Source organism: Streptomyces sp. NRRL F-4489 (genome assembly GCF_001509485.1).
Lineage (GTDB): Bacteria > Actinomycetota > Actinomycetes > Streptomycetales > Streptomycetaceae > Streptomyces.
The window spans coordinates 70,096-89,872 of sequence record NZ_LLZI01000046.1; the positions used below are offsets into that span (position 1 = coordinate 70,096).

At 72.5% G+C, this 19,777-nt stretch carries 22 protein-coding genes; 8 read left to right on the plus strand and 14 right to left on the minus strand.

Annotated features, from left to right (window positions below):
- Positions 1 to 7: 7 nt before the first annotated feature.
- Positions 8 to 400, plus strand: coding sequence for an ArsR/SmtB family transcription factor (locus ADL22_RS06420; protein WP_066974561.1), 393 nt, complete (start codon positions 8 to 10; stop codon positions 398 to 400).
- A gap of 80 nt (positions 401 to 480) precedes the next feature.
- Here the strand turns inward: ADL22_RS06420 and ADL22_RS06425 are convergent, their stop codons facing one another.
- Positions 481 to 1,275, minus strand: a complete 795-nt coding sequence (locus ADL22_RS06425) for a carbon-nitrogen hydrolase family protein (protein WP_066974563.1) — start codon at positions 1,273 to 1,275, stop codon at positions 481 to 483.
- Between the two features lie 365 nt (positions 1,276 to 1,640).
- Here ADL22_RS06425 and ADL22_RS06430 point away from each other — a divergent pair, with 365 nt between their 5' ends.
- Complete coding sequence (locus ADL22_RS06430) at positions 1,641 to 2,063, plus strand: DUF6010 family protein (RefSeq protein ID WP_066974642.1); 423 nt, start codon at positions 1,641 to 1,643, stop codon at positions 2,061 to 2,063.
- Here ADL22_RS06430 and ADL22_RS06435 read toward each other — a convergent pair.
- From ADL22_RS06435 to ADL22_RS06455, 5 genes are all read right to left on the minus strand, one after another.
- Positions 2,060 to 2,653, minus strand: coding sequence for a GNAT family N-acetyltransferase (locus tag ADL22_RS06435; protein WP_066974565.1), 594 nt, complete (start codon positions 2,651 to 2,653; stop codon positions 2,060 to 2,062). The two genes, ADL22_RS06430 and ADL22_RS06435, sit on opposite strands and share 4 nt — an antisense overlap.
- A gap of 57 nt (positions 2,654 to 2,710) precedes the next feature.
- The gene (locus ADL22_RS06440; protein WP_066974567.1) at positions 2,711 to 3,121 is read right to left on the minus strand and encodes a RidA family protein; all 411 of its coding nucleotides are present in this window, start codon (positions 3,119 to 3,121) and stop codon (positions 2,711 to 2,713) included.
- Between the two features lie 149 nt (positions 3,122 to 3,270).
- Positions 3,271 to 3,873 carry a hypothetical protein gene (locus ADL22_RS06445; RefSeq protein ID WP_066974569.1) on the minus strand — a complete coding sequence of 201 codons (603 nt, stop codon included), beginning with the start codon at positions 3,871 to 3,873 and terminating at the stop codon, positions 3,271 to 3,273.
- 113 nt (positions 3,874 to 3,986) lie between these two features.
- Positions 3,987 to 4,850 (minus strand): alpha/beta fold hydrolase, encoded by an 864-nt coding sequence (locus ADL22_RS06450; RefSeq protein WP_066974571.1) that lies wholly within the window; start codon positions 4,848 to 4,850, stop codon positions 3,987 to 3,989.
- A gap of 78 nt (positions 4,851 to 4,928) precedes the next feature.
- Positions 4,929 to 5,729: an alpha/beta fold hydrolase gene (locus ADL22_RS06455; protein ID WP_066974573.1), complete on the minus strand. Its 801-nt coding sequence runs from the start codon at positions 5,727 to 5,729 to the stop codon at positions 4,929 to 4,931.
- A 157-nt stretch (positions 5,730 to 5,886) separates the two neighbouring features.
- Here ADL22_RS06455 and ADL22_RS06460 point away from each other — a divergent pair, with 157 nt between their 5' ends.
- Positions 5,887 to 6,783 (plus strand): LysR family transcriptional regulator, encoded by an 897-nt coding sequence (locus ADL22_RS06460; protein WP_066974574.1) that lies wholly within the window; start codon positions 5,887 to 5,889, stop codon positions 6,781 to 6,783.
- Between the two features lie 54 nt (positions 6,784 to 6,837).
- Here the strand turns inward: ADL22_RS06460 and ADL22_RS35175 are convergent, their stop codons facing one another.
- The 3 genes from ADL22_RS35175 to ADL22_RS06465 all read right to left on the minus strand — a co-directional run bounded on the left by ADL22_RS35175 (position 6,838) and on the right by ADL22_RS06465 (position 9,678).
- Positions 6,838 to 7,428: a hypothetical protein gene (locus tag ADL22_RS35175; RefSeq protein WP_159048588.1), complete on the minus strand. Its 591-nt coding sequence runs from the start codon at positions 7,426 to 7,428 to the stop codon at positions 6,838 to 6,840.
- Complete coding sequence (locus ADL22_RS33585) at positions 7,428 to 8,096, minus strand: alpha/beta hydrolase (RefSeq protein WP_159048589.1); 669 nt, start codon at positions 8,094 to 8,096, stop codon at positions 7,428 to 7,430. The genes ADL22_RS35175 and ADL22_RS33585 overlap by 1 nt, the downstream gene beginning before the upstream one ends.
- A gap of 676 nt (positions 8,097 to 8,772) precedes the next feature.
- Entirely contained in the window at positions 8,773 to 9,678 is a 906-nt protein-coding gene (locus tag ADL22_RS06465; protein WP_066974576.1) for an alpha/beta fold hydrolase, read from the minus strand.
- Positions 9,679 to 9,745: 67 nt separating this feature from the next.
- Here ADL22_RS06465 and ADL22_RS06470 point away from each other — a divergent pair, with 67 nt between their 5' ends.
- Positions 9,746 to 10,210 carry a MarR family winged helix-turn-helix transcriptional regulator gene (locus ADL22_RS06470; RefSeq protein WP_066974578.1) on the plus strand — a complete coding sequence of 155 codons (465 nt, stop codon included), beginning with the start codon at positions 9,746 to 9,748 and terminating at the stop codon, positions 10,208 to 10,210.
- A 109-nt stretch (positions 10,211 to 10,319) separates the two neighbouring features.
- Here ADL22_RS06470 and ADL22_RS06475 read toward each other — a convergent pair whose 3' ends face one another.
- On the minus strand, positions 10,320 to 11,285 hold the full coding sequence (locus ADL22_RS06475; RefSeq protein WP_066974581.1) for an SDR family NAD(P)-dependent oxidoreductase: 966 nt from the start codon (positions 11,283 to 11,285) through the stop codon (positions 10,320 to 10,322).
- Positions 11,286 to 11,610: 325 nt separating this feature from the next.
- Between ADL22_RS06475 and ADL22_RS06480 the strand changes: the two genes are divergently transcribed.
- Complete coding sequence (locus ADL22_RS06480) at positions 11,611 to 12,141, plus strand: hypothetical protein (RefSeq protein WP_066974583.1); 531 nt, start codon at positions 11,611 to 11,613, stop codon at positions 12,139 to 12,141.
- A gap of 92 nt (positions 12,142 to 12,233) precedes the next feature.
- Here ADL22_RS06480 and ADL22_RS06485 read toward each other — a convergent pair whose 3' ends face one another.
- Together ADL22_RS06485 and ADL22_RS06490 are read right to left on the minus strand one after the other, a co-directional pair.
- Entirely contained in the window at positions 12,234 to 12,926 is a 693-nt protein-coding gene (locus tag ADL22_RS06485; RefSeq protein ID WP_066974585.1) for a response regulator, read from the minus strand.
- A complete protein-coding gene (locus ADL22_RS06490; RefSeq protein ID WP_066974587.1) occupies positions 12,923 to 14,572 on the minus strand; it encodes a sensor histidine kinase in 1,650 nt (549 codons plus the stop codon). The genes ADL22_RS06485 and ADL22_RS06490 overlap by 4 nt, the downstream gene beginning before the upstream one ends.
- 260 nt (positions 14,573 to 14,832) lie before the next feature.
- Between ADL22_RS06490 and ADL22_RS06495 the strand changes: the two genes are divergently transcribed.
- The 3 genes from ADL22_RS06495 to ADL22_RS06505 all read left to right on the plus strand — a co-directional run bounded on the left by ADL22_RS06495 (position 14,833) and on the right by ADL22_RS06505 (position 17,610).
- Positions 14,833 to 15,648 carry an ABC transporter ATP-binding protein gene (locus ADL22_RS06495; protein WP_066974589.1) on the plus strand — a complete coding sequence of 272 codons (816 nt, stop codon included), beginning with the start codon at positions 14,833 to 14,835 and terminating at the stop codon, positions 15,646 to 15,648.
- On the plus strand, positions 15,638 to 16,513 hold the full coding sequence (locus ADL22_RS06500) for an ABC transporter permease (RefSeq protein ID WP_066974644.1): 876 nt from the start codon (positions 15,638 to 15,640) through the stop codon (positions 16,511 to 16,513). Before ADL22_RS06495 ends, ADL22_RS06500 begins: the two co-directional genes overlap by 11 nt.
- 65 nt (positions 16,514 to 16,578) lie before the next feature.
- On the plus strand, positions 16,579 to 17,610 hold the full coding sequence (locus tag ADL22_RS06505; protein WP_066974593.1) for an ABC transporter substrate-binding protein: 1,032 nt from the start codon (positions 16,579 to 16,581) through the stop codon (positions 17,608 to 17,610).
- Between the two features lie 59 nt (positions 17,611 to 17,669).
- Here the strand turns inward: ADL22_RS06505 and ADL22_RS06510 are convergent, their stop codons facing one another.
- Together ADL22_RS06510 and ADL22_RS06515 are read right to left on the minus strand one after the other, a co-directional pair.
- Complete coding sequence (locus tag ADL22_RS06510) at positions 17,670 to 18,683, minus strand: hypothetical protein (protein ID WP_066974595.1); 1,014 nt, start codon at positions 18,681 to 18,683, stop codon at positions 17,670 to 17,672.
- The gene (locus tag ADL22_RS06515; RefSeq protein WP_066974603.1) at positions 18,680 to 19,750 is read right to left on the minus strand and encodes a trypsin-like serine peptidase; all 1,071 of its coding nucleotides are present in this window, start codon (positions 19,748 to 19,750) and stop codon (positions 18,680 to 18,682) included. The genes ADL22_RS06510 and ADL22_RS06515 overlap by 4 nt, the downstream gene beginning before the upstream one ends.
- Positions 19,751 to 19,777: the final 27 nt, after the last annotated feature.

The following is a 19,777-nucleotide window of genomic DNA, read 5'->3' on the forward strand; positions in this document are numbered from 1 at the left end:
GGCTCCCATGGGCCATGGACGAATCGATGACACCGGCAGCGCCACCACCCGCGAACGCCTGGACGCCGTAGGGGCAGCGGACGTCGCCGCCACCCTCCAGGCCCTCTCCACCCCGTCCCGCCTGCGGATCCTCGCCCGCCTCCAGGAGGGCCCGTGCGCGGTCGGCGACCTCGCCGCCGCCGTGGGCATGGAGCAGTCCGCCTGCTCCCACCAGCTGCGCCTGCTGCGCAACCTCGGCCTGGTCAGCGGCGAACGCAACGGCCGGTCGATCGTCTACGCGCTCTACGACCACCACGTCGCGGAACTGCTCGACCAGGCGCTGTACCACGTGGAGCATCTGCGGCTGGGGCTGCGGGACGCGCCGACCCGGGCGACCGGGGCCGAGGCGCCCGCCGGTTGAGGGGCGGGGCCGGTGCCTGGCCGGGCCCGGTGCCTGGCCGGGCTCGGGGCGCCCGGGTGCCTGGGCGTGCCGCCCCCCCGCTACAGCCGCCGGTTGTCCAGCACCGCCACCGCCCGCCGGACCCGCTCGGCCTCCTCCGGGTCCACCTCGCCGACCAGCAGCCCCGGCGCGCCGCCGAGCCGGGCCCGTACCGTTCCGTCTGGGCCGACCAGCGCACTGTGCCCGACGCCGTTCGGCGCCTTGGTCGGCACCTCCGGATCGGCGTCCTGGTCGGGTGCTGCCTGGCCGACCGCGGCCACCCACACGCCCGCGTCCAGCGCCCGGGCCCGCACCAGCAGGTCCCACTGGGCCCGCTTGCCGGGGCCGGCGCCCCACGACGCGGGCAGCACCGACAGCGCCGCCCCGGCCTCCGCATGGGCCCGGAACAGCTCAGGGAACCGCAGGTCGTAGCAGGTCGCCAGGCCCACCCGGACGCCCTCGACCTCGATCGTCACCACCCGGTCGCCCGGGGCCACGGTGTCCGATTCGCGGAAGCCGAAGGCGTCGTAGAGGTGGATCTTGTCGTAGGACTCCTCCACGCCGGGGCCGGTGGCCAGCAGGGTGTTGGCGACCCGGCCGTCCGGCGCCGGCGTGAACATCCCCGCCACCACCGTCACCCCGGTCTCCCGGGCCACCGCCCGCACACCCTCCGCCCACGGCCCGTCCAGCGGCTCGGCCACCGGCCCCAGCGGCACCCCGAAGCGCACCATCGACGCCTCCGGCAGCACCGCCAGCCGCGCGCCCTCCGCCGCCGCCCGGCGCACCTGCTCCGCCACCCGCGCGAGATTCTCCCGCGGGTCGGCCGACGAGGTCATCTGGCACAGCGCGATACGCATCGGGGCTCTCCTGTCGTCTCCGTCGTACGGCCCGCGCGTCCGCCGGCCGCCTTGGTCTGGACGGTACGCCGTAACACCGCGGCGGCCCAGCGCGGCCCCGGACCCGGCGCGCCCCAGACGGCTCCCAGACAAGAAGCCCCATGCATGAGGCCCCAGGCAAGCAGCCCCAGCCCCAGCCCCAGGCAAGAATTGCCAGGCAACAACCCCTGGCGGGAACCCGTTGAACCCTGTCGCCAATCCCCCTGGGACGCGCGCCCGGGCCTCTCTACCGTCAGGACCGGCCCCGCACGCACCGGGCACACCGCCCGCGGACCGCGTGCCGGGCCCGTCCCACTCCACGAAAGGCCCCGCGCGTGCCGTACCTCATCTCCTACGTCCTGCCGATCGGTATCGGCGTCCTCTACGCCCTGCTGATGTCCCTGATCCACGAACCGCACCGGCGGCGCGTCAACGCCCTCATGGTCGCCGGCGCCGGCGCCGCCTACCTCAGCGGCGGCGGCATGGGCGGCTGGGAGTTCCCCTTCACCGCGCTCGTCACGTATGTCGCCTACCGCGGCCTGGACTCGTGGACGTTCATCGGCATCGGCTGGCTGCTGCACACCGCCTGGGACGTCGTCCACCACCTGAAGGGCAACCCCCTGATCCCCTTCGCCCACGACTCCTCACTGGGCTGCGCGATCTGCGACCCCGTGATCGCGCTCTGGTGCCTGGCCGGCGGCCGCACCCCCCGCGAACTCTTCCGCCTCCGCCGCCGGCCCACCTCCCCGGATCCCGCGCCCGCCTCCTAGGGGGTGTCCTCCGCCGTGCGCAAATCCAGCATGTAGAACACCTTGTCCCAACGGCGTTCGCCCACGGCGACGAAGGCGGGGAGCCGGCCGTACTCGCGGAAGCCCAGCGAGCGGTAGAGCCGCAGGGCGTGGGTGTTGTCGCCGCGGGCGTCGAGGGTCAGGACCTCGATGCCCGCCGCCCGGGCGTCGGCGATCAGGGCGCCGGTCAGCGACCGGCCGATCCCCCGGCCGTGCGCGGCAGCGGCCACCGCGACCTTCTCCAGATCGGCGTGCGGGCGGTGGGTGGGGCGGTCGTAGCGCAGCCAGTAGCCCAACCCGACCAGGGCGCGCCCGTCGTACGCGGCACGCAGCGCGCCATCGCCCGCCCGTACCGCGTCGAGCACCCGCCCGACCAGCACGCCCACCTCGTCCCGCCCGGGCGGCTCGACCCACCCAAGGGCCGCGCCCCCACCGACCAGTTCGGCCAGGATCCGGTGGACAGAGCCGGCGAACTCATCGGCGAGCCCCGGGTCGGCGGCCAACTCCTCGGCGCCCAGGATGACGTGCTGCGGCCGGTCGCCGCCGGGTTCCTTGATCGTTACGGGATGCATGCGCGGCAGCTTAGAGCCTGTCCGGCGGATCTCCGAAGAGCCTGTACGTACCCACCATCACCGGACGAGTCCAATGGCCTCGATCTCGATCATCCACTCGGGATTGGCCAGTGCGGAGACCTCCACGAACGACTCCGCGAGGTGAGGCTTGACCGGAAAGTATTCCGCGCGCAACTTGGCGAAGACGTCCTGCTGCGCGATGTCCGTGACGAACACGGTCGCCTTGACCACGTCGGCGAGGCTGGAGCCCGCGTTGGTGAGGACCGTCGACAGGTTGGCGAGCGCCTGGCGGGCTTGCGCCTCGAAGTCCCCCGCGCCGATCGTGGCTCCCTGGGCGTCAATCGGCGCCTGCCCTGAGGTGAAGACCAAGTTCCCGACCCGGATGCCGAGCGATATGCCGGCCGACTCGTACCAGTCGGGTTCCGCGGAGACGCGCACGCGCTCGGCGGCAGGCTGTGTAACGGACATGCTGCTGACTCTCCCTCAAGGCTGCACAGACGGAGCCGGGCACTTGTGATCACCCGGCATGATCGACAGCCACGAGATCCGGAGATTCATTCCCGCGGCTCGCGTGTATGCCTCGGCGGGGACCGGCCGCATCGCTCACGGCCTGCTCGTCAGTCCCCCAGGTTGTCCGGCGGCACGGCCGCGGTCACCGCTGCGGGCAGCCGGCCGGTCAGGATTTCCCGGCGGGGCAGGGACAGTCCGAAGTGCTGCTGCACCGCGGCCAGGGTCGCACGCAACGAGTCGAACTCCTCGCTCACGTCATCGTCGAGGAGTCCGGCTTCCCCGAACGCCGGGAGCAGGAACCCCATCGCCTCGTCCGGGGTGTCGCCGATGCCGAAGCGACCGACCGTTTGGCCGTCGCGGTAGTACCAGCACTCCCTGGGCGGGTCGTCCGGCTTCGGGGTCAGGTGCAAGACTTCGACTCCGCCGGCGGACACGTCGGGGTGTGCCCACCAAGCCTTGGAGGGCCAGCCCTGCTCCACCGCGTATGACCAGCCCGCGCATTCACCGAAGCGGGCGACTCGGGCTGATTCGCGGTCGTTGAACGTCAGCCGCTCGGCCTCGGCTGAGGTGATCGGGCCGAGCACGTCTCCGGGCCGGGCGCCGAGCCGGACAACGAGGTCGCCCGGGCTGATACCGCGTGCGAAGGTGACGAACAGGCCGGGGGCGTCTCCCCGCCAGGCGTCGGCCAGCCACGTGATGCCGTCGCTCAATGTCTTCTCCTGGTTGTAGGGGTGCCGACTGGGGGCGGGAGGATCGGCCGCCGCTCCCTACCCCACGCCGCCCCGCCCCGCCCCAGTCTGCGTCCGCGCCCGGCCCCAATCGCTCACCCCCGCGCCGCCGCTGCTGGTTCCTGTGACGATACGGACGGCGCGTCGGCGCCCCGGTGTTCGTCCAGGAAGGCCGCGATCAGGGCCGTGAAGTCGGCCGGGGCCTCGGCCGGTGCGCCGTGGCCTGCGTCGATCTCCGCGTACCGGGCGTGCGGGATTCCGGCCAGCAGCGCGCGTTGCTGGTCCGTGCTCATGATCCGGTCGTGGGCGCTGGCCAGCACCAGCGTCGGCGCGGCGATCCGGCCGAGCGCCGCCCGCAGGTCCACCGTCAGGTCCACCTCGGTCTGCCGCGCGATGCCGGGCGCCAGGCCGGCGGCCAGCGCCCGGACCAGCTCCTCGTTCTCCTCGGCGCTGGTGCGCTCCCAGTACCGGGGGCCGAACGCCGCCAGCGGCAGCATCCGGGCGAAGTGCGTGGTGCCGTGCCGCGCGTCGGCGTCGAGCAGCGCCAGCCAGTATTCGAACTCGGCCCGGAGCCGGGTGTCGGTGTGCGCCCAACCGGCGTGCACGGCCAGTGAGTTGACGCGTTCCGGGTGGTGTGCGGCGAGATGGGTGGCGACCGCGGCGCCGAGCGAGTGGCCGACGAGATCGAAGCTCTCCAGACCGGCGTCGTCGGCGGCGGACAGCACCTCCTCGGCGAGGTCGGCGAGGGTGAGCGGCCCGCCGTGGTCGGTGGTGCCGCCGGAGCCCGACAGGTCCGGGGCGACCACGGTGAACCGGTCGGCGACCGCCGCCGTCAGCGGCTGCCACTGCTCGCGGGTGGCGCCGGTGCCGTGTACGAGGACCAGGCCGGGCCCGGTGCCGGTGCGGTCGTACGCGACCTCGGCCGGACCGCCGCTGAGCTGGGTGCGGGTGGTGGGCATGGGGGTGTCTCCTTCATGGGGAAGCGGTCAATCGCGGGAAAGCGGTCAACAGGAGGGGTGGGGGTGGGGTGGCGGTGGTCAGGCAGTGGTTCGGGCGGTGTCCCGGGTGATCGGCGTCATCCGCGCGAGCGCGGCCCGCAGCGCGGAGTTGAACGCCTCGGGGCGCTCCTGGTGCGGCATGTGGCCGGCGCCGGGGACGACGGTGAGCCGGCCGCCGGGTGTGAGGGCGGCGCACTCGCGGGCCACCGCCACGGGGATCGCGGCGTCCAGTTCGCCGTGGATGTAATGGATCGGCACCCGCAGTGCGGGCAGGGCCGGGCGCGGGTCGTAGCCGGCGGCGGTGATCTGGTGGTCGTCAATGTGGACCCCGGAGTCCAGAATCTGCCGGACCGTCCAGTCGATCAGCGCGGGCGAGGTGCCCGGCGCGTACCACCCGGGCACCCAGTCCGCGACCGTCCCGGCCCGGTCCCGGCGCAGCCGCGCCACCAGCTCCGCCTGGCCCTCGGCCGTCGGCCAGTACCCAGGCGCGCCCACCGGCACCACGCCGGCTACCAACTCCGGCCTGCGTACCGCGAGTTCAGTACCGAAGGCGCCGCCGACCGACGAGCCGACGACCACCGGCCGGTCCAGCCCCAGCGCGCCGATCAGCGCCACCAGATCGTTCACCACCCCGGCCAGGGTGTTGCCCCGCACGGGCCGGGCCGACCGTCCACAGCCCCGCCAGTCGACGGTGACCACCCGGTGGTCCCGGGTGAACTCGGGCAGCTGCGCGCCCCACACCCGCCCGCTGGTGCCCCACCCGTGCAGGAACAGCAGCGCGGGCCCGGTCCCCTCGTCCTCGTAGTAAAGCGTGGTTTCGTTGACGTCCAGACTGGGCACGGGGCTCTCCTCTCTGCGCCGGCCGCACGGCCGCGGTCGGTGCCGATGACCCCACCCAACCGCGCCCCCGCCCACCGGCCAACAAGCGATCCGCGCCTACACTGATCGCGAACACTGATCAATACGCGGCCGGGCAGGTCGCGGGGGACCGGGGGCCATGGAGATCCGGCAGCTGCGCTACTTCCTCACCGTCGCCGAGGAGCTGCACTTCGGCCGGGCCGCCGAGCGGTTGCACATCGTGCAGTCCGCGGTCAGCCAGCAGCTCCGCCGGCTCGAACGGGAGCTGGGCACCGAGCTCTTCGCCCGCTCCACCCGCTCGGTCCGGCTCACCGAGGCCGGCCACCGGCTGCTGCCCTACGCCCGGGAGATGCTCGCCCTCCAGGCCCGCGCCCGGGAGGCGCTGGACGAACTGCGCGCCGAGCGGGCCGCGACGGTGCGGCTGGGCACCAGCTCCGGGCTGGGCGCGCGGCTGGACGCCATCCTCGCCGCCTTCACCCGCACCGCCGGGCGGGCCCAGCTGGAACTCGTCACCGGCAGCACCGACGAACGGCTGGCGAAGGTCCGCGCCGGCGACCTCGACGCCACCCTCCTACGAGGTGAACGCACCGATCCCGGCCTGGAGTTCCTGCCCCTGTGGCAGGACGCGCTGATGGCGGCGCTGCCCGCCGGCCACCCCCTCGCCGCCCGGGAGACCGTCGAGATGTCCGCGCTCGCCGGCCTGCCGCTGCGGATCTCCCCACCCGCCCGCAACCCCGCCCTCCACGACCTGATCCTCCGCTCCTGCCGAGCGGCCGGCCACGAGCCCGTCCTCGGCCCCGAATTCACCAACGCCCAGGACACCCTCGCCGCCATCGGCTACGCCGCCACCCCGTCCTGGACCGTCTTCTACGCCCCGCACGCCGACCAACTCCCCGTCCCCGGCGTCGTCTTCCGCCCCCTGCGCAACCCCCAACCCCTCATACGCACCTACCTGGCCGTCCGCCCCGACCCCCCGTCCCCCGGCCTCCGCACCCTGATCGACGCCTGCAACGCGGCGGCGGGGGAGGGGTCTTGAGACCCTGTCGTCGAAGGAACGCCCCCTCCAATCGGACGAGACACCCGCATGACCTCAGGCGGACCAGTACGGATCTCGCCTGTCTGGCGTGTAGTCCGGTCCGCCATCGCGCGCCTTGGGGAAGGCGTCGCCGCCCTCCCCGGGGATGTCACCGCTGCGTTGGTCGGACCGGGCGCCAATACCTGCGGAGATCTCGACGTCACCGAATGCGCTGACCGTGATGTTGACACCACGGCCATCCGGCGCCTTGCCCGAGAGGGTCGGGGTTCGAGGGTCTACGACATGCACCTCAAAACCCTCTTTGATCCAGTGGTGCCGGACGGTCTCGATCAGCTTGACAAGCTTCGCCGTTGAGACTTTGGTCCGCACGTAGCGTTGCCTGGAAACGCCAACCTCTCCGGTCGACTTATTGGTGAGAGAGTTTTTGCGTTCCGTTAGGTGTGCTGGCCCTTGGCGCCACTGGAGTCGGGGGTGCACCGCTTCAAATGTGTCGTCCAGAGTGGAATCGACACGCCTGACTGCTTGTTCAACACCGAGTATCGGTTCAGGTTCGTCGCCGCGGATGATCGAACAGCCGGTGGTGGTTCCGGTGATGAGAGCAGCGCAGATGACTGCGAGGCAGATTGGAAGCTGGCGAATCCTCACTATCGCGCACCTTGCCGGGTAACTTTTTCCGGATGGCCGGATACGATTCTTCCCATATTTCTCAACGACTCGCCGCCGCTGCCGTCTTCTTCGTCGAAGTAGTCGGAATGCGAATTGGGGGGAATGCCGAAGTCCACTGAGAATCGGTTGCCGCCGAACTCCGCACTCGCTGGGTCCTGGCCGAACCACAGTTCGTGTGGGTCAGCCAGATGGGCGATGCCCGCGCCGAATTGGCCGCCGACGACACCGAAGCCGACCTCGCTCTTTGAGGGGAGGTGGGTAATGGGATCGGACTCGGCTGCTCCCGCCCACACATGATCTGGGCTCAGGCCGAGATCTGCGGCTTTATCTGCTCCCGTCCCAGGACTGCCTACGAGGATGATGTCGTCCACCGGAATGCCGCCCTCGCGCTGGGCCGCCTGGCCCAGCGTGAATGACCCGTAACTATGGCCGATGGCAGTCACATGCGGCCGGTCACCCTGGTGAGTCGTTTGGATGCCGTCGAGAAACTTTCCGAAGTCTGTGTATTCAAACCCCGCTGCGCCTCCTGGGAGTCCTTGATGAGCCGCGTCCAGTCTGCTGAGTGATGTCACCAGGCCCGAATGCATTTCTTCGCCATGAGTGGCAGCTGCGCGCAGCGTGGCCGGATCGACGCGGTTCGTCGACATGGTCCCCCCAAATTCCCCGTGTTCCACCGTTTCACGGCACTCGAGGACCATGCATGAGCTTCCCCCGAGGCTCGCGGCTTGTCACTGTACGCGACAACGTGGGAACGCGGCCAATATATCGCGGTCTGGGACGCGCCAAGAGGGGAAGCTGTTCGCGATCCGGTGGGAGATAGGTCCCTGGTGGTCGTGACTTTGCTGAGCCGGGGGAGGGGTGCCTTCCGCACCGCGACGTCTCGTTCAACGCTTCCACTCAGCCTCTTGTGATGCAGTCGCCAGCCACAGCCTTGCCTACTGGAGCCGGAAGGTTGGCCGAAACCACAGCCAATAGCTGCCGATTCCTTATGGAGCGTTCCCCGGTCGGCGAGCCAATGGGAGAGTTCTCACGTGCGCAAGGCGAGGGATCGCCGCAAGTACTGAGCACTGGGTCCCGCTCTCTGCCCACTCGTTGTGCACGGAGCGTTGGCTCGCCTAGGAGCTGCCGTCAAATGGCATGGGCGGGTCCGGGGCCGTGGGCGTCCCGGGCCGCTCCTGGGCACCCGAATCGCGTCCATCTCGGCGGTGAACGGGGTGCAGTCGTGGGTTTCCCGCTCGTTGGAAGGCATCGCCTGGGGTGCGGGTGACGCTGAGGTCATAGCCGCCGAGCCGGCGCCTGTGGGGTGGCCGGGGTAGGTACGCCTCAGGCCGCGGTGTCCGGGGTGGCCGGGGGTGTTGTGGCCTCGTCGGCCGTCAGGAAGTCGGTGATTCGGCGGTTGGTCTCGGCGGGTGCGGCGGTGGGGAGGGCGTAGTGGGTGAGATCGGGGAGGGTCTCGATCCGGGCGTGCGGTACGGCTTTGCGGGCGCGGGCCGCGACCTTGGGCGCGTGGTGGGCGGCGCTGCGGCCGGCGAGGAGGATCAGGACGGGGACGTGCAGCGCCGCGCACGCGGTGGGAGTCGGGCGGCGGCCGATGACGAGCTTGCGGTCCGGGAAGGCGGAGGCTCCCAGGGCGTAGAGGCGCTTCCAGGCGGGGTCGGTGTCCGTGCCCGCCGTCTCGCGGTCCAGGTAGGCGAGAGCGCGGGTGACCGTCGGGCGGACCAGTAGCGGCAGCGACCGCAGGAGGAAGGCGGGGCGGTAGCCGGCGAAGCACTGGGTCGGGTCGAGCAGTACCAGCCGGTCCACCCGCCGCGCGGCGTGCAGGGCGTACGTCAGGGCGATCCAGGCGCCGTAGGAATGGCCCAGCAGGTGCACGCGGGAGGTACCGAGGCCGTCGAGCAGCGCGTCCAGCCAGTCCATCAGGTCGGCGGTGGTGCGCAGCGGACGGCCCTCGCGGACGCTGCGGCCGGCGTCGCCGAGGATGTCGACGGCGAGTACCCGGTGCCGGGTGCCGAGCGCGTGGGCGTTGGCGAACCAGACCGGCCCGGTGGAGCCGCCGCCGTGGAGGAGGACCAGCGGGGTGGCGTCGGCGGGCCCGTAGGCGTGGACGCGCGTGGTGCCGTACGGGGTGGGAACGTCGATCTCGGTGGTGCCGGCGGGCCAGCGGGCGAGCAATGCGTCGTAGGCGGTGAAGAACTCCTGGGATGCGGACACGGTGAACCCCTCGCACATCGTCCCGTTGGCCAATTCTCTCGTTCGGCGAGATACTAGATGAGTGAGTGAGGAGATATCGACAGCGATGCGGCTGGTGCACCTCCTGCGCGCGGTGACCGTCGAATTCGGGCTGCGCGGAGCTGAGTTCGCCGGGCGGAACGGCCTGCACCCGACCGATCTGCGGGCCCTGATCTGCCTGCTCGACGCCGAGCGGGCGGGCGCCACCCTCACCCCGGGGCGGCTCGGCGAGGCGCTGCGGCTCAACTCGGCGGGCACCACCGCCCTGCTCGACCGGCTGGAGCGCCTGGGGCTGGTCCGCCGCCGGCGCGATGAACGCGACCGGCGACGGGTGCTGTTGGCGGTGGAGCAGAAAGCGGTTGAGGTGGGCTGGGCGTTCTTCGGTCCGCTCATCGCCAACCTGGTCGAGACCGCCGAGGACTTCACCCCTGGGGAATTGGACGCCATTCAGCGCTATCTGACCGCGGCTCTCCACGCGGCCGCTCCCCCCGGCGGCAACACCAAGGGCCCCCGGTCGCAGCCCCGCCCGTAGGAGGGGCGCCATCCCGGGCGGGGCGTCATCAGCCGCGTCGCACCTCCGTCCGCGGCACAGCGCATCTCCTCGCACCGCCCGCGCGCCAGGCTTACGCGCCGCTACGGCGTCAGATGTGCCCGATTCGGCCGGCGAAGGCGCTGAGGTCGGTGCCGGTCAAGTCGCAGCTGGTGTCCCATAGTTGCGCCGCGAGGGTGGGGTCGGTGAGGTGGTTCCACAGGGGTTCGCGCCGGGGTTCGCCGCGCAGGCCGAAGTGGCGCGGGCCCCATAGCTGGCCCCCGCGCACGGCCGGGTCGAGGACGGCTCGGACCGCGGGCCATGCGCCGGCGTGCTTGCCCTGGACGAGGAGGGCCGCGGGCGCCGCGCCCAGCCGTGCGGCGGTGGTTCGGACGTGGACCGGTGGGCGGGAAGGGGTGAGGGAGTCCAGTGCGCCGCCGGGGTGGACCACCACGCTGGCCACCGTGCTGCCGGCGGAGCGCAGGCGGCGGTCGAGTTCGACGCCGAAGTACATCTGGGCCAGCTTGGAGCGTCCGTAGGTGCGCTTGGGCCGGTAGTCCTTCCGGGACTGAAGGTCGTCCAGGTCGAGCCGTTCGGACTTCGCCGCGAAGCTGCCCATGGTCACCACGCGGGCCGCCGGCGCGGCCGAGAGCAGCGGCATCAGCCACCGGGTCAACGCGAAGTGCCCGAGGTGGTTCGTGCCGAACATGAGCTCATGGCCGTCGCTGGTCTCCTCGCGCGGCGGGTTGTCAAGCGCGACGCCGGCGTTGTGGACGACCGCGTCAAGGTGCTCGATATTCAGCGATTCCACTGCCGCTTCGAGCGACGAGAGGTCGGCGAGGTCCAGCCGTACGGCCCGCACCCGCGCACCGGGGACACGCGCACGGATCGACGCCATGGCGGTCTCGGCCTTCACGGGATTCCGGCTGCCGAGGACGACGGTGGCGCCGGTCGCCGACAGCTGCTCCGCGACGAAGTAGCCGATGCCGGCGTTGCCGCCGGTGATCAGGAAGACGCGGCCATCGGCACGGGGTAGCTGGTCGACGTTCCAGGGGGGAGTGGGGGATGTTGAGGCCATGGTGGCGGGGCTCCCGTTTGCTGTTGCAGGCGGCTGCGGCCGTTCCCTCGGGGGAGGGGAGGCCCACGGTTTCAGCGGTCGCCGACATTTCGTCTATGGATCACCGACAGTCCCGCCGGGCGGCCGATATCCGGCCGACGTGGTCCTGGCCGGCGCCGCACCAGGGGCAACCGCCCCGCACCCTTTCGACTCCCCGGCTCCGCCGCGCGGGGGAGTCGGACCCTTCGTGCGAACGATGGCTGGGGGTGAGGGCGTTGGCGACGATCAGTGGGAGATACCAGCACCCTCCGATCGGAGCCAACGCATGTTGAACAGGACCCTGCGCGTGACCGCTCTCCTTGCCGTCGTGGTGGCCGTTGCCGCGCCGGTGGCCGCCGCGGCGCCCGCCCCGCCCGCCCCGGCCTCGCGGGAGGCCGCCGCCGTGTCCTCGCTCAAGGGGGACGGGCGCATGGACTACCCCATCGCGGATCAGGAGGTGCGGGTGTCCGTCGACGCTCACTCCGCGTACACCGGGGGCAGTACGCCGCAGCGCTCCTGGGGCACCTTCCGGATCTCGCACGCGCAGGACGGCAAGGTCTACTGGGGTGAGTTCGCGGTCGACTGCCTCACCACTGGCGGCCCCACCGCCACCGTCACCGGCCGTCTGGTCCGTACGAGCCCCGGCCACCCGTGGCTCACGATGCTGGACCCGCACACCCGCATGGGGGTGAGCTTCTTCGTTCCCGAGAAGGGGCAGGCCCGGCTGGGGCTTTCCGGTGCCACGAAGAAGGGCGAGCCGCTGCTCACGAAGTGCATGGCGCCCGCCGCCGACGCGAAGGTGGTCGATGGCGGGTACGCCCTGCGTGATCGGAAGTAGGGACGGAGGGGAGAGAACGGGAAGGCGTGCGCGGGCCGCCCGGGCGCCTGGCCCCCGGCTCGCCCGCCTCGCCTCGCGTCCCCGCCTCGCCCCTAACTCGCTCGCCCCCACGCATACCGGTGCTCCGGGCGCCCCGTATCGCCGTATTTGAGGGTGAGGCGGATGTGGCCGGTGCGTTCGAGGTGTTTGAGGTAGCGCTGGGCGGTGGAGCGGCTGACGCCGGCGCGGGTGGCGACCTCGTGGGCGGAGAGGGGGAGGCCGGCCTCGTCCAGGATGCGGCGGATCAGGTCGACGGTCGCGGCCGAGTGGCCCTTGGGGAGTTCGGCGTGCGGGGAGTCGGGGGTGCGGAGCGCCGCGAAGATCCGGTCCACCTGCTCCTGGCCGGCCTCGCCCTGGCCGGCGGCGCCCTCGACGGTACGGCGGAGGGCGGCGTAGCTGTCCAGTTTGGCGCGCAGACCGGAGAAGCCGAACGGCTTGACCAGGTACTGCAGGGCGCCGTAGCGCATCGCCGCCTGCACCGTGGCCACGTCCCGGGCCGCGGTCACCATGATCACGTCGGTGTGGTGACCCAGTTGGCGCAGCCGCCGCACCAGGGTCAGGCCGGTCTCGTCCGGGAGGTAGTGGTCGAGCAGGAGCAGGTCGACGGGGTGGCGTTCCAGGGTGGCCAGGGCCTGGGCCGCGGTATGGGCGCGGCCGGCGACCCGGAAGCCGGGCACCTGGGACACATACGCGGCGTTGATCTCCGCGACGCGGAAGTCGTCGTCCACGACAAGGACATCGATCACGGGGACTCTCCTGTGGCGGTGAGCTGGCGGGGGGCGGCAGGCGGGAGTTCGACGACAGGCCCTAGCGCCTCGGGCAGGACGACCGTGAACACCGCGCCGCCGCCCGCCCGCGCGGTGACCCGGGCCATCCCGCCGTAGCGCTCGGCGAGCCGGCGTACCAGCGCGAGACCGATGCCGCGGCCCCGGGAGGAGGCGGTGGCGCTCTTGGTGGACCAGCCCTCGGCGAAGATCCGGTCCCGCATCGCGGGCGGTACGCCGGGGCCGGTGTCGCTGACCCGGAGGACCGCGGTGCAGCCCTCGGCGCGCAGTTCGACCTCCACGAACGGTTCCGGGCAGCGGTGTTCGGCGGCGGCGTCCAGGGCGTTGTCGATGAGGTTGCCGAGGACGGTCACCAGGTCGCGGGGGTCGACGACGGCGTCCGGCAGGAGGGTGGTGGGGGAGATGCGCAGCGAGACGCCGCGTTCGGCGGCGATGGCGGCCTTGCCGACCAGCAGCGCGGACAGCAGCGGGTCGTGGACCCGCTCGGCGATCTGCTCGGCGGACGCCCGGTGCGCGCCGGCCACCTCGGCGACGAACTCCACCGCGGTGTCGTAGCGGCCCAGTTCGAGCAGTCCGCGGACGGTGTGCAGCTGGTTGGCGTGCTCGTGGTCCTGGGCGCGCAGCGCGTCCAGCAGCCCCTGGGTGCTGTCCAACTCCCGCCCCAGCAGCTCCAGTTCGGTGCGGTCCCGCAGGGTCACCACCGCACCGCCGTCCCGGGTCGGTACGCGGTTGGCGACCAGCACCCGGCCGCCGCAGACCGCCAGCAGGTCCCGGCCGGCCACCCGGCCCGCCAGTACGTCGGTGGTCCGGCCCGGCGGCAGCACCTCGTCCAGGGCGCGGCCGGCGGCGCTCGCGGTCAGGCCCAGCAGCCGCGCCGCCCCGTCGTTGACCAGCCGGATCCGGCCCCGCGGGTCGAAGGCCACCACGCCCTCCCGGATGCCGTGCAGCATCGCCTCCCGCTCGTCCAGCAGCGCCGAGATGTCGGCGGTGGCCACACCGTGCGTACGGCGGCGCAGGCTCCGGGCGACGGCCACCGCGGCCAGCACCCCGGCCGCCAGCGCCGCGCCCGCGTACCGCAGCAGCCCGGGGATGGCGCTCAGCAGCAGCCCGTGCACGCTGTCGTAGGCGATGCCGACCGAGACCGCGCCGACGATCGCGCCGCGGGCGTCGCGCAGCGGCACCTTGGCGCGGGCCGAGCGGCCCAGGGTGCCGGTGTCGATCTGGCGGACCTGCTGGCCGGCCAGGGTGCGGCTGGGATCGGTGGAGACGTGGCGGCCGATCTCGGTGGCGTTGGTGTGCGACCAGCGGACGCCGCGGGTGTCCATGACGACGACGTAGAGGGCGCCGGTGGCGCGGCGGATCCGCTCCGCCGAGGACTGGACGGGGCCGCGGGCGGCGGGGGCGGTGTGCTCCAGGTCGCGGACCAGCTCCGGGTCGGCGGCCGCGGTCTGCGCGATGGCCAGCGCCCGGCGCATCGCCTGGTCGTCCAGGGCGTGCCCGAGCGGGGCCAGGAACAGGCCGGTGGCCAGCACCATCACGCCGGTGGTGATGGCCACCTGCGCGGTCAGGACCTGCGCGAAGACGCGGCGGGGCCAGTGGATCCGCATACCGTCCCTTTCCCCTCGTGTCTCGTTCGGCGTGCCTGTCCCGGCCGGCCCGGCTGTGTGCGGTGCGATGCGGAATGGACTCTTCCTGTTCATCCCGTGCCCACGCAACGTAAGCCGCCGGGGCCCGGCTGCCCAGCCCCCGGCGGACCTTTGTTGTTCTAGCGTGAGCAAAATGGGCACAACAGGGTTTGCGCGCAGAAAGACGGGTTGCGCCCACAAGGCTGCCGCGGGGGCCCGGCCCGCTCCTAGCCTCCCGGTCCATGAACAGCGATACGAGCCCCGCCATCGAGCTGCGGGGCGCGAGCAAGACCTTCCGCACCCCCTCGGGCGGACTGCACACCGCCGTGCGGGATCTCGATCTGACCGTCGGCCGCGGTGAGTTCGTCGCCGTCGTCGGGCCCACCGGATGCGGGAAGTCGACCACCCTCACCCTGGTCAGCGGGCTGACCGAGCCCACCGAGGGCGAGGTGCTGGTGGCCGGCGAACCGGTCCGCGGCATCGGCGACAAGGTCGGCTTCGTCTTCCAGCAGGACGCCGTCTTCCCCTGGCGCACCGTGCTCTCCAACGTCATGGCCGGCCCGCGCTTCCGCGGTGTCCCCAAGGCCGAGGCCAGGGAGCGGGCCCGGGAATGGCTCGCGCGGGTCGGCCTCGCCGCCTTCGAGGACCGCTATCCGCACCAGCTCTCCGGCGGCCAGCGCAAGCGCGTCGCGCTCGCCGCCACCTTCGTCAACGACCCCGAAATCCTGCTGATGGACGAGCCGTTCTCGGCCCTCGACGTGCAGACCCGGGCCCTGATGTCGGACGAACTGCTCGACCTGTGGGCCGGCACCGGCGCCTCCGTCGTCTTCGTCACCCACGACCTGGAGGAGTCCATCGCGCTCGCCGACAAGGTGGTGGTGATGACCGCGGGCCCGGCCACCGTCAAGGAGGTCTTCGCGATCGACCTGCCGCGCCCCCGCCGGGTGGAGTCGGTGCGGCTGGAGCCGCGGTTCCTGGAGATCTACCGGGAGACCTGGGCCTCGCTCGGCGAAGAGGTCCGGATCACCCGCGAAAGGGGTGCCGCCGATGCCGCCTGAGACCGCCACCGCTCCGGCCACCGCCCCCGCCCCCGCCGCCCCCGGGGAGCGCGGCCGGGCCCGCGCCCGCGCCGCCCGCAACCACGCGTTCCTCGTCCACGGCACCCGCGCGCTGCTCCTCGTCGGACTGCTCGTGCTGTGGGAGGGGCTGGCCCGCGCCGCCGTCATCGACCCGTTCAACTTCTCCATGCCGTCGAAGATCTGGGACCAGATCACCCAGTGGGCGCTCCACGGCACCCCGCAGGGCCCCCTGTGGGAGCAGGTCTGGTACACGCTCTACGAGGCGCTGCTCGGCTGGGTCATCGGTGTCCTGGGCGGGGTGGTGCTGGGCATCGCGCTCGGCCGGATCCGCTTCCTGGCCGATGTGCTCGGCCCGTACATCAAGGTCCTCAACGCGCTGCCGCGGATCGTGCTGGCGCCGATCTTCCTGATCTGGTTCGGCCTCGGCCCGGCCTCCAAGGTCGCCTCCGCCGTCGTCCTGGTCTTCTTCCCGGTGTTCTTCAACGCCTTCCAGGGCGCCCGCGAGGTGGACCGCAACCTCGTCGCCAACTCCCGCATCCTGGGCGCCAGCAACCGCCAGGTCACCCTCCAGGTCGTGATCCCCGCCGCCACCTCCTGGATCTTCACCAGCCTGCACGTCAGCTTCGGCTTCGCGCTGATCGGCGCGATCGTCGGCGAGTACATCGGCGCCACCAAGGGCCTGGGCCTGCTGGTGTCGGCCTCCCAGGGCACCTTCAACGCCGCCGGGGTGTACGCCGCGATGGTGATCCTCGCCGTCGTCGCGCTGCTCGCCGAAGGGCTGCTGGCCTTCCTGGAGCGGCGGCTCTTCCGCTGGAAGCCGGCCGACTCCGGCGACGCCCGCTGAGCCTCAACTGCCGTGCTAGCGGCGCCACTTCACCCCGCACCGCCCCCCTTCCCAAGGACGTGACCATGCGCACCCAGCTCAAGATCCCGGCCGCCCTCGCCGCGGCCGCGCTCGCCCTGACCGGCCTCACCGCCTGCGGCGGCTCCTCGTCCGGCTCCGCCGCGGACGCCAAGGACGGCAAGATCAAGATCATGGTGGGCGGCCTGGACAAGGTCATCTACCTGCCGGCCCGCCTCACCCAGCAGCTCGGCTACTTCAAGGCCGAGGGCGTGGACGTCACCCTGCTCACCGAACCGGCCGGCGTCCAGGCCACCACCTCCCTGATCTCCGGCGACGTCCAGGGCGTCGTCGGCTTCTACGACCACACCCTCGACCTCCAGGCCAAGGGCAAGCAGGTCGAATCGGTGGTGCAGCTGGCCCACGCGCCCGGCGAGGTGGAGGTGGTCGGCACCAAGGCCGCGTCCGGGATCACCTCGCCCAAGGACTTCAAGGGCAAGAAGCTGGGCGTCACCGGCCTCGGCTCGTCCACCGACTTCCTCACCAAGTACCTGGCGGTCAAGAACGGCGTACGGACCGAGGACATCCACCCGGTCGCGGTCGGCGCCGGCCAGACCTTCCTCTCCGCCCTGGAACAGGGCTCCATCGACGCCGGGATGACCACCGATCCGACCGTCGCGCAGGTCGTCGACAAGAAGATCGGCAAGGTGCTGCTCGACATGCGCACCCCCGAGGGCTCCCGGCAGGCGCTCGGCGGCCTCTACCCGTCGTCCAGCCTCTACATGAACACCGACTGGGTGAACAGCCACAAGGACACCGTCCGCAAGCTCGCCAAGGCGTTCGTGCGGACCCTCCAGTGGATGTCCACCCACACCCCGGAGGAGATCGCCGCCAAGATGCCGTCGGACTACGCCCAGGGCGGCAAGGAGCTGTACGCGCAGGCCATCAAGGACACCCTGCCGATGTTCACCAAGGACGGGGTGATGCCGGCCGACGGCCCGGCCACCGTCGAACGCGTCCTCAAGGCGTTCAACCCCAACCTCCAGCACGCCACCATCGACCTGGACAAGACCTACACCACCGAGTTCGTCAAGAAATGACGGGCTGTCAGGTGCGGTGAGCCGGCCGGGCGCGGTGCGCGGGCCGGCCGCCGCCGGGATCAGCTGCGGAAGCCCAGGTGCACATGGTCGTGGTGGGTGGCGTCCGAGAAGAACTGCCCGGCGGCGCCGCCCGCAAGCTGGTACGGCCCGCCGACGTTGTAGGACCCGGCGGCCGCGCCCTGGCGCATGAACGACTCCACCAGCCGCCGCGGCGTCGCCGGATCGACCACCGCGTGCCCGTCGATCCGCCAGACATCGACCGCCCGCCCGCGCGGGTGGTCGCTGGGCCGGTCCGTCCCGAACACGTTCAGCGGATGGCCGGACCGCACCACGCTCACCGCGATCCGGTGGGTGCGGGCCAGCTCCAGCAGCGCCTCCAGCACGCTGGTGTGCACCGCGCCGCCGCGGATGTCCGCGGCCGCCGCCGGCGGCAGTTCGATGGCGGGCCCGGCCGCCAGGACGCGCCGCGCGGCCTCGCCGGGCGCCTCGGCGGGGGCGCCGGGCGCAGCCGGGTGCAGCGCGGTCACCGTCCAGCGCGGCCGCGCCCGGCGCAGCCGGACGTCCACCGTCGTCCCGCCCGCCACCACGCGGCCGTCGGCCCGCCGCACCCACTGCCGGCACACCACCAGCACACTCGCCGCGTCCGCCAGGATCCCGCCGTACTGCGCGTCCACCACCTCCAGCACCGCCTCGGTGCCCCCGGGCCGCAGCGCCCCCGCCTGGTCCACCAGCGACGGTGCCAGCCCCAGCGCCGCCACCCGCGCCCTCGCCGCGTCCCGCTCCCCGGCCGGCCACGCCCCGATGGCCCGCACCACCTCCACCGCGCGGGACTTGACCTCCGGGTGCACCTCGCCGGGGCCGGGCCGCCACGCGGGGGGCGCGGGCAGCGCGGAGGCCGTCCCGCCGCCGCCCGGCCGGGCCGTCGCGGTCGCCGCCGGGCCGGTGCGCCGCCCGGTGCACCCGGCGGCCCCCAGCACCACGGCCGGCCCGGCCGCCAGCACGGTCCGCCGCCGAAGCCGCGCCCCGTCCGGCGCCCCGTCCCGCGCGTCGTTCCGTTCCCGTACGCCGCTCATACGAAGTTGACCTCCCCCCGCACCAGCAGCGGGTCCTCGACCAGCTGCCACAGCGGTACGGCGTAGTTGCCCAGCCCGTAGCGGCCGCCGAAGTGCAGGCCGAGGACCCGGTGGTCGGTGAGGTCGACGACGGGGGAGCCGCTGTTGCCGCCGAGCGTGGAGCAGTCGTGGCGCATCACATTCCCCTCCGGCTCCAGGCCGGTGGTGGTCCCCGGCTGGAGCCGCTTGACGTTGTAGACGTCCATGAAGATCCGGCGCATCGACTCCGGTTCGTTGCGGCGGCCGTCCCAGGCCGGGTACCCGACGCAGTACACCGGGTGCCCCGGCAGGTCCGGCGGCGCGTCCGCGGCGATCGCCAGGGGGGTGGGCAGCGCGCTGCCGCCGAGGTACGGGGCGACCCGCAGCAGCGCCAGATCGACGTCCTCGTGGACCCCGAGCACCCCGGTGACCTCGTACGACGGGCCGCCGTCCGCGGTCTCCGGACCGGACCGGCACTCCTCGCCGATGTCCAGGGCCGCCCCCAGCCCCTGCTGGAAGACCCAGTCGTCCCCGGTGCCGCGGGCGAACTCCACCGCCACGTGCCGGTTGGTCATCACCGTCTCCGGGCCGACCAGGAATCCGGTGCCGAGCCAGTCCAGGCTGAGGTGCCCGGAGACCTCCACCCGGCCGACCCGGGCCAGCGTCTCCCGGATCGCGGCCCGGTGCGCGTCGAGCACCGCCCAGTCGCCCTGCTGCGGCGGGAAGTCCTGCCCCTCGACGAGGAGCGCCGGGCGCCCTTCGAGCAGGACCACCGCCTCCATGCCGAACGACTCGTCGTCGCTGATCTCGTCGCCCCGGCCCTCCGCCAGCTTGTCCAGCGCGCTGGCGCCGGCCGACAGCACCCGGGCGCGCTCCTGCCGGGCGTACTGCGAGATCTGCCCGGCGGGCAGCTCCTCGGCGGGCAGCTCCACCGCGGACTCGGGTTCCTCCCAGGACAGCTGGTCCCGCACCCGCGCGGCCACCGACCGCAGATCGCCGAAGACCCGCTCGGGTCCGGTCGCCACCGGTGATCGGCTCCGGTTCGCCATCTCGTCCTCCTCGGTCCGGTCGTATGG

What these genes read in the sequence shown, in the direction of transcription:
- ADL22_RS06420 (WP_066974561.1), top strand. Translation starts at nt 8, where the DNA reads ATGGGCCATGGACGAATCGATGACACCGGCAGCGCCACCACCCGCGAA.
- ADL22_RS06425 (WP_066974563.1), bottom strand. Translation starts at nt 1,275, where the DNA reads ATGCGTATCGCGCTGTGCCAGATGACCTCGTCGGCCGACCCGCGGGAG.
- ADL22_RS06435 (WP_066974565.1), bottom strand. Translation starts at nt 2,653, where the DNA reads ATGCATCCCGTAACGATCAAGGAACCCGGCGGCGACCGGCCGCAGCAC.
- ADL22_RS06440 (WP_066974567.1), bottom strand. Translation starts at nt 3,121, where the DNA reads ATGTCCGTTACACAGCCTGCCGCCGAGCGCGTGCGCGTCTCCGCGGAA.
- ADL22_RS06450 (WP_066974571.1), bottom strand. Translation starts at nt 4,850, where the DNA reads ATGCCCACCACCCGCACCCAGCTCAGCGGCGGTCCGGCCGAGGTCGCG.
- ADL22_RS06460 (WP_066974574.1), top strand. Translation starts at nt 5,887, where the DNA reads ATGGAGATCCGGCAGCTGCGCTACTTCCTCACCGTCGCCGAGGAGCTG.
- ADL22_RS33585 (WP_159048589.1), bottom strand. Translation starts at nt 8,096, where the DNA reads ATGTCGACGAACCGCGTCGATCCGGCCACGCTGCGCGCAGCTGCCACT.
- ADL22_RS06465 (WP_066974576.1), bottom strand. Translation starts at nt 9,678, where the DNA reads ATGTGCGAGGGGTTCACCGTGTCCGCATCCCAGGAGTTCTTCACCGCC.
- ADL22_RS06470 (WP_066974578.1), top strand. Translation starts at nt 9,746, where the DNA reads ATGCGGCTGGTGCACCTCCTGCGCGCGGTGACCGTCGAATTCGGGCTG.
- ADL22_RS06475 (WP_066974581.1), bottom strand. Translation starts at nt 11,285, where the DNA reads ATGGCCTCAACATCCCCCACTCCCCCCTGGAACGTCGACCAGCTACCC.
- ADL22_RS06490 (WP_066974587.1), bottom strand. Translation starts at nt 14,572, where the DNA reads ATGCGGATCCACTGGCCCCGCCGCGTCTTCGCGCAGGTCCTGACCGCG.
- ADL22_RS06495 (WP_066974589.1), top strand. Translation starts at nt 14,833, where the DNA reads ATGAACAGCGATACGAGCCCCGCCATCGAGCTGCGGGGCGCGAGCAAG.
- ADL22_RS06500 (WP_066974644.1), top strand. Translation starts at nt 15,638, where the DNA reads ATGCCGCCTGAGACCGCCACCGCTCCGGCCACCGCCCCCGCCCCCGCC.
- ADL22_RS06505 (WP_066974593.1), top strand. Translation starts at nt 16,579, where the DNA reads ATGCGCACCCAGCTCAAGATCCCGGCCGCCCTCGCCGCGGCCGCGCTC.
- ADL22_RS06510 (WP_066974595.1), bottom strand. Translation starts at nt 18,683, where the DNA reads ATGAGCGGCGTACGGGAACGGAACGACGCGCGGGACGGGGCGCCGGAC.
- ADL22_RS06515 (WP_066974603.1), bottom strand. Translation starts at nt 19,750, where the DNA reads ATGGCGAACCGGAGCCGATCACCGGTGGCGACCGGACCCGAGCGGGTC.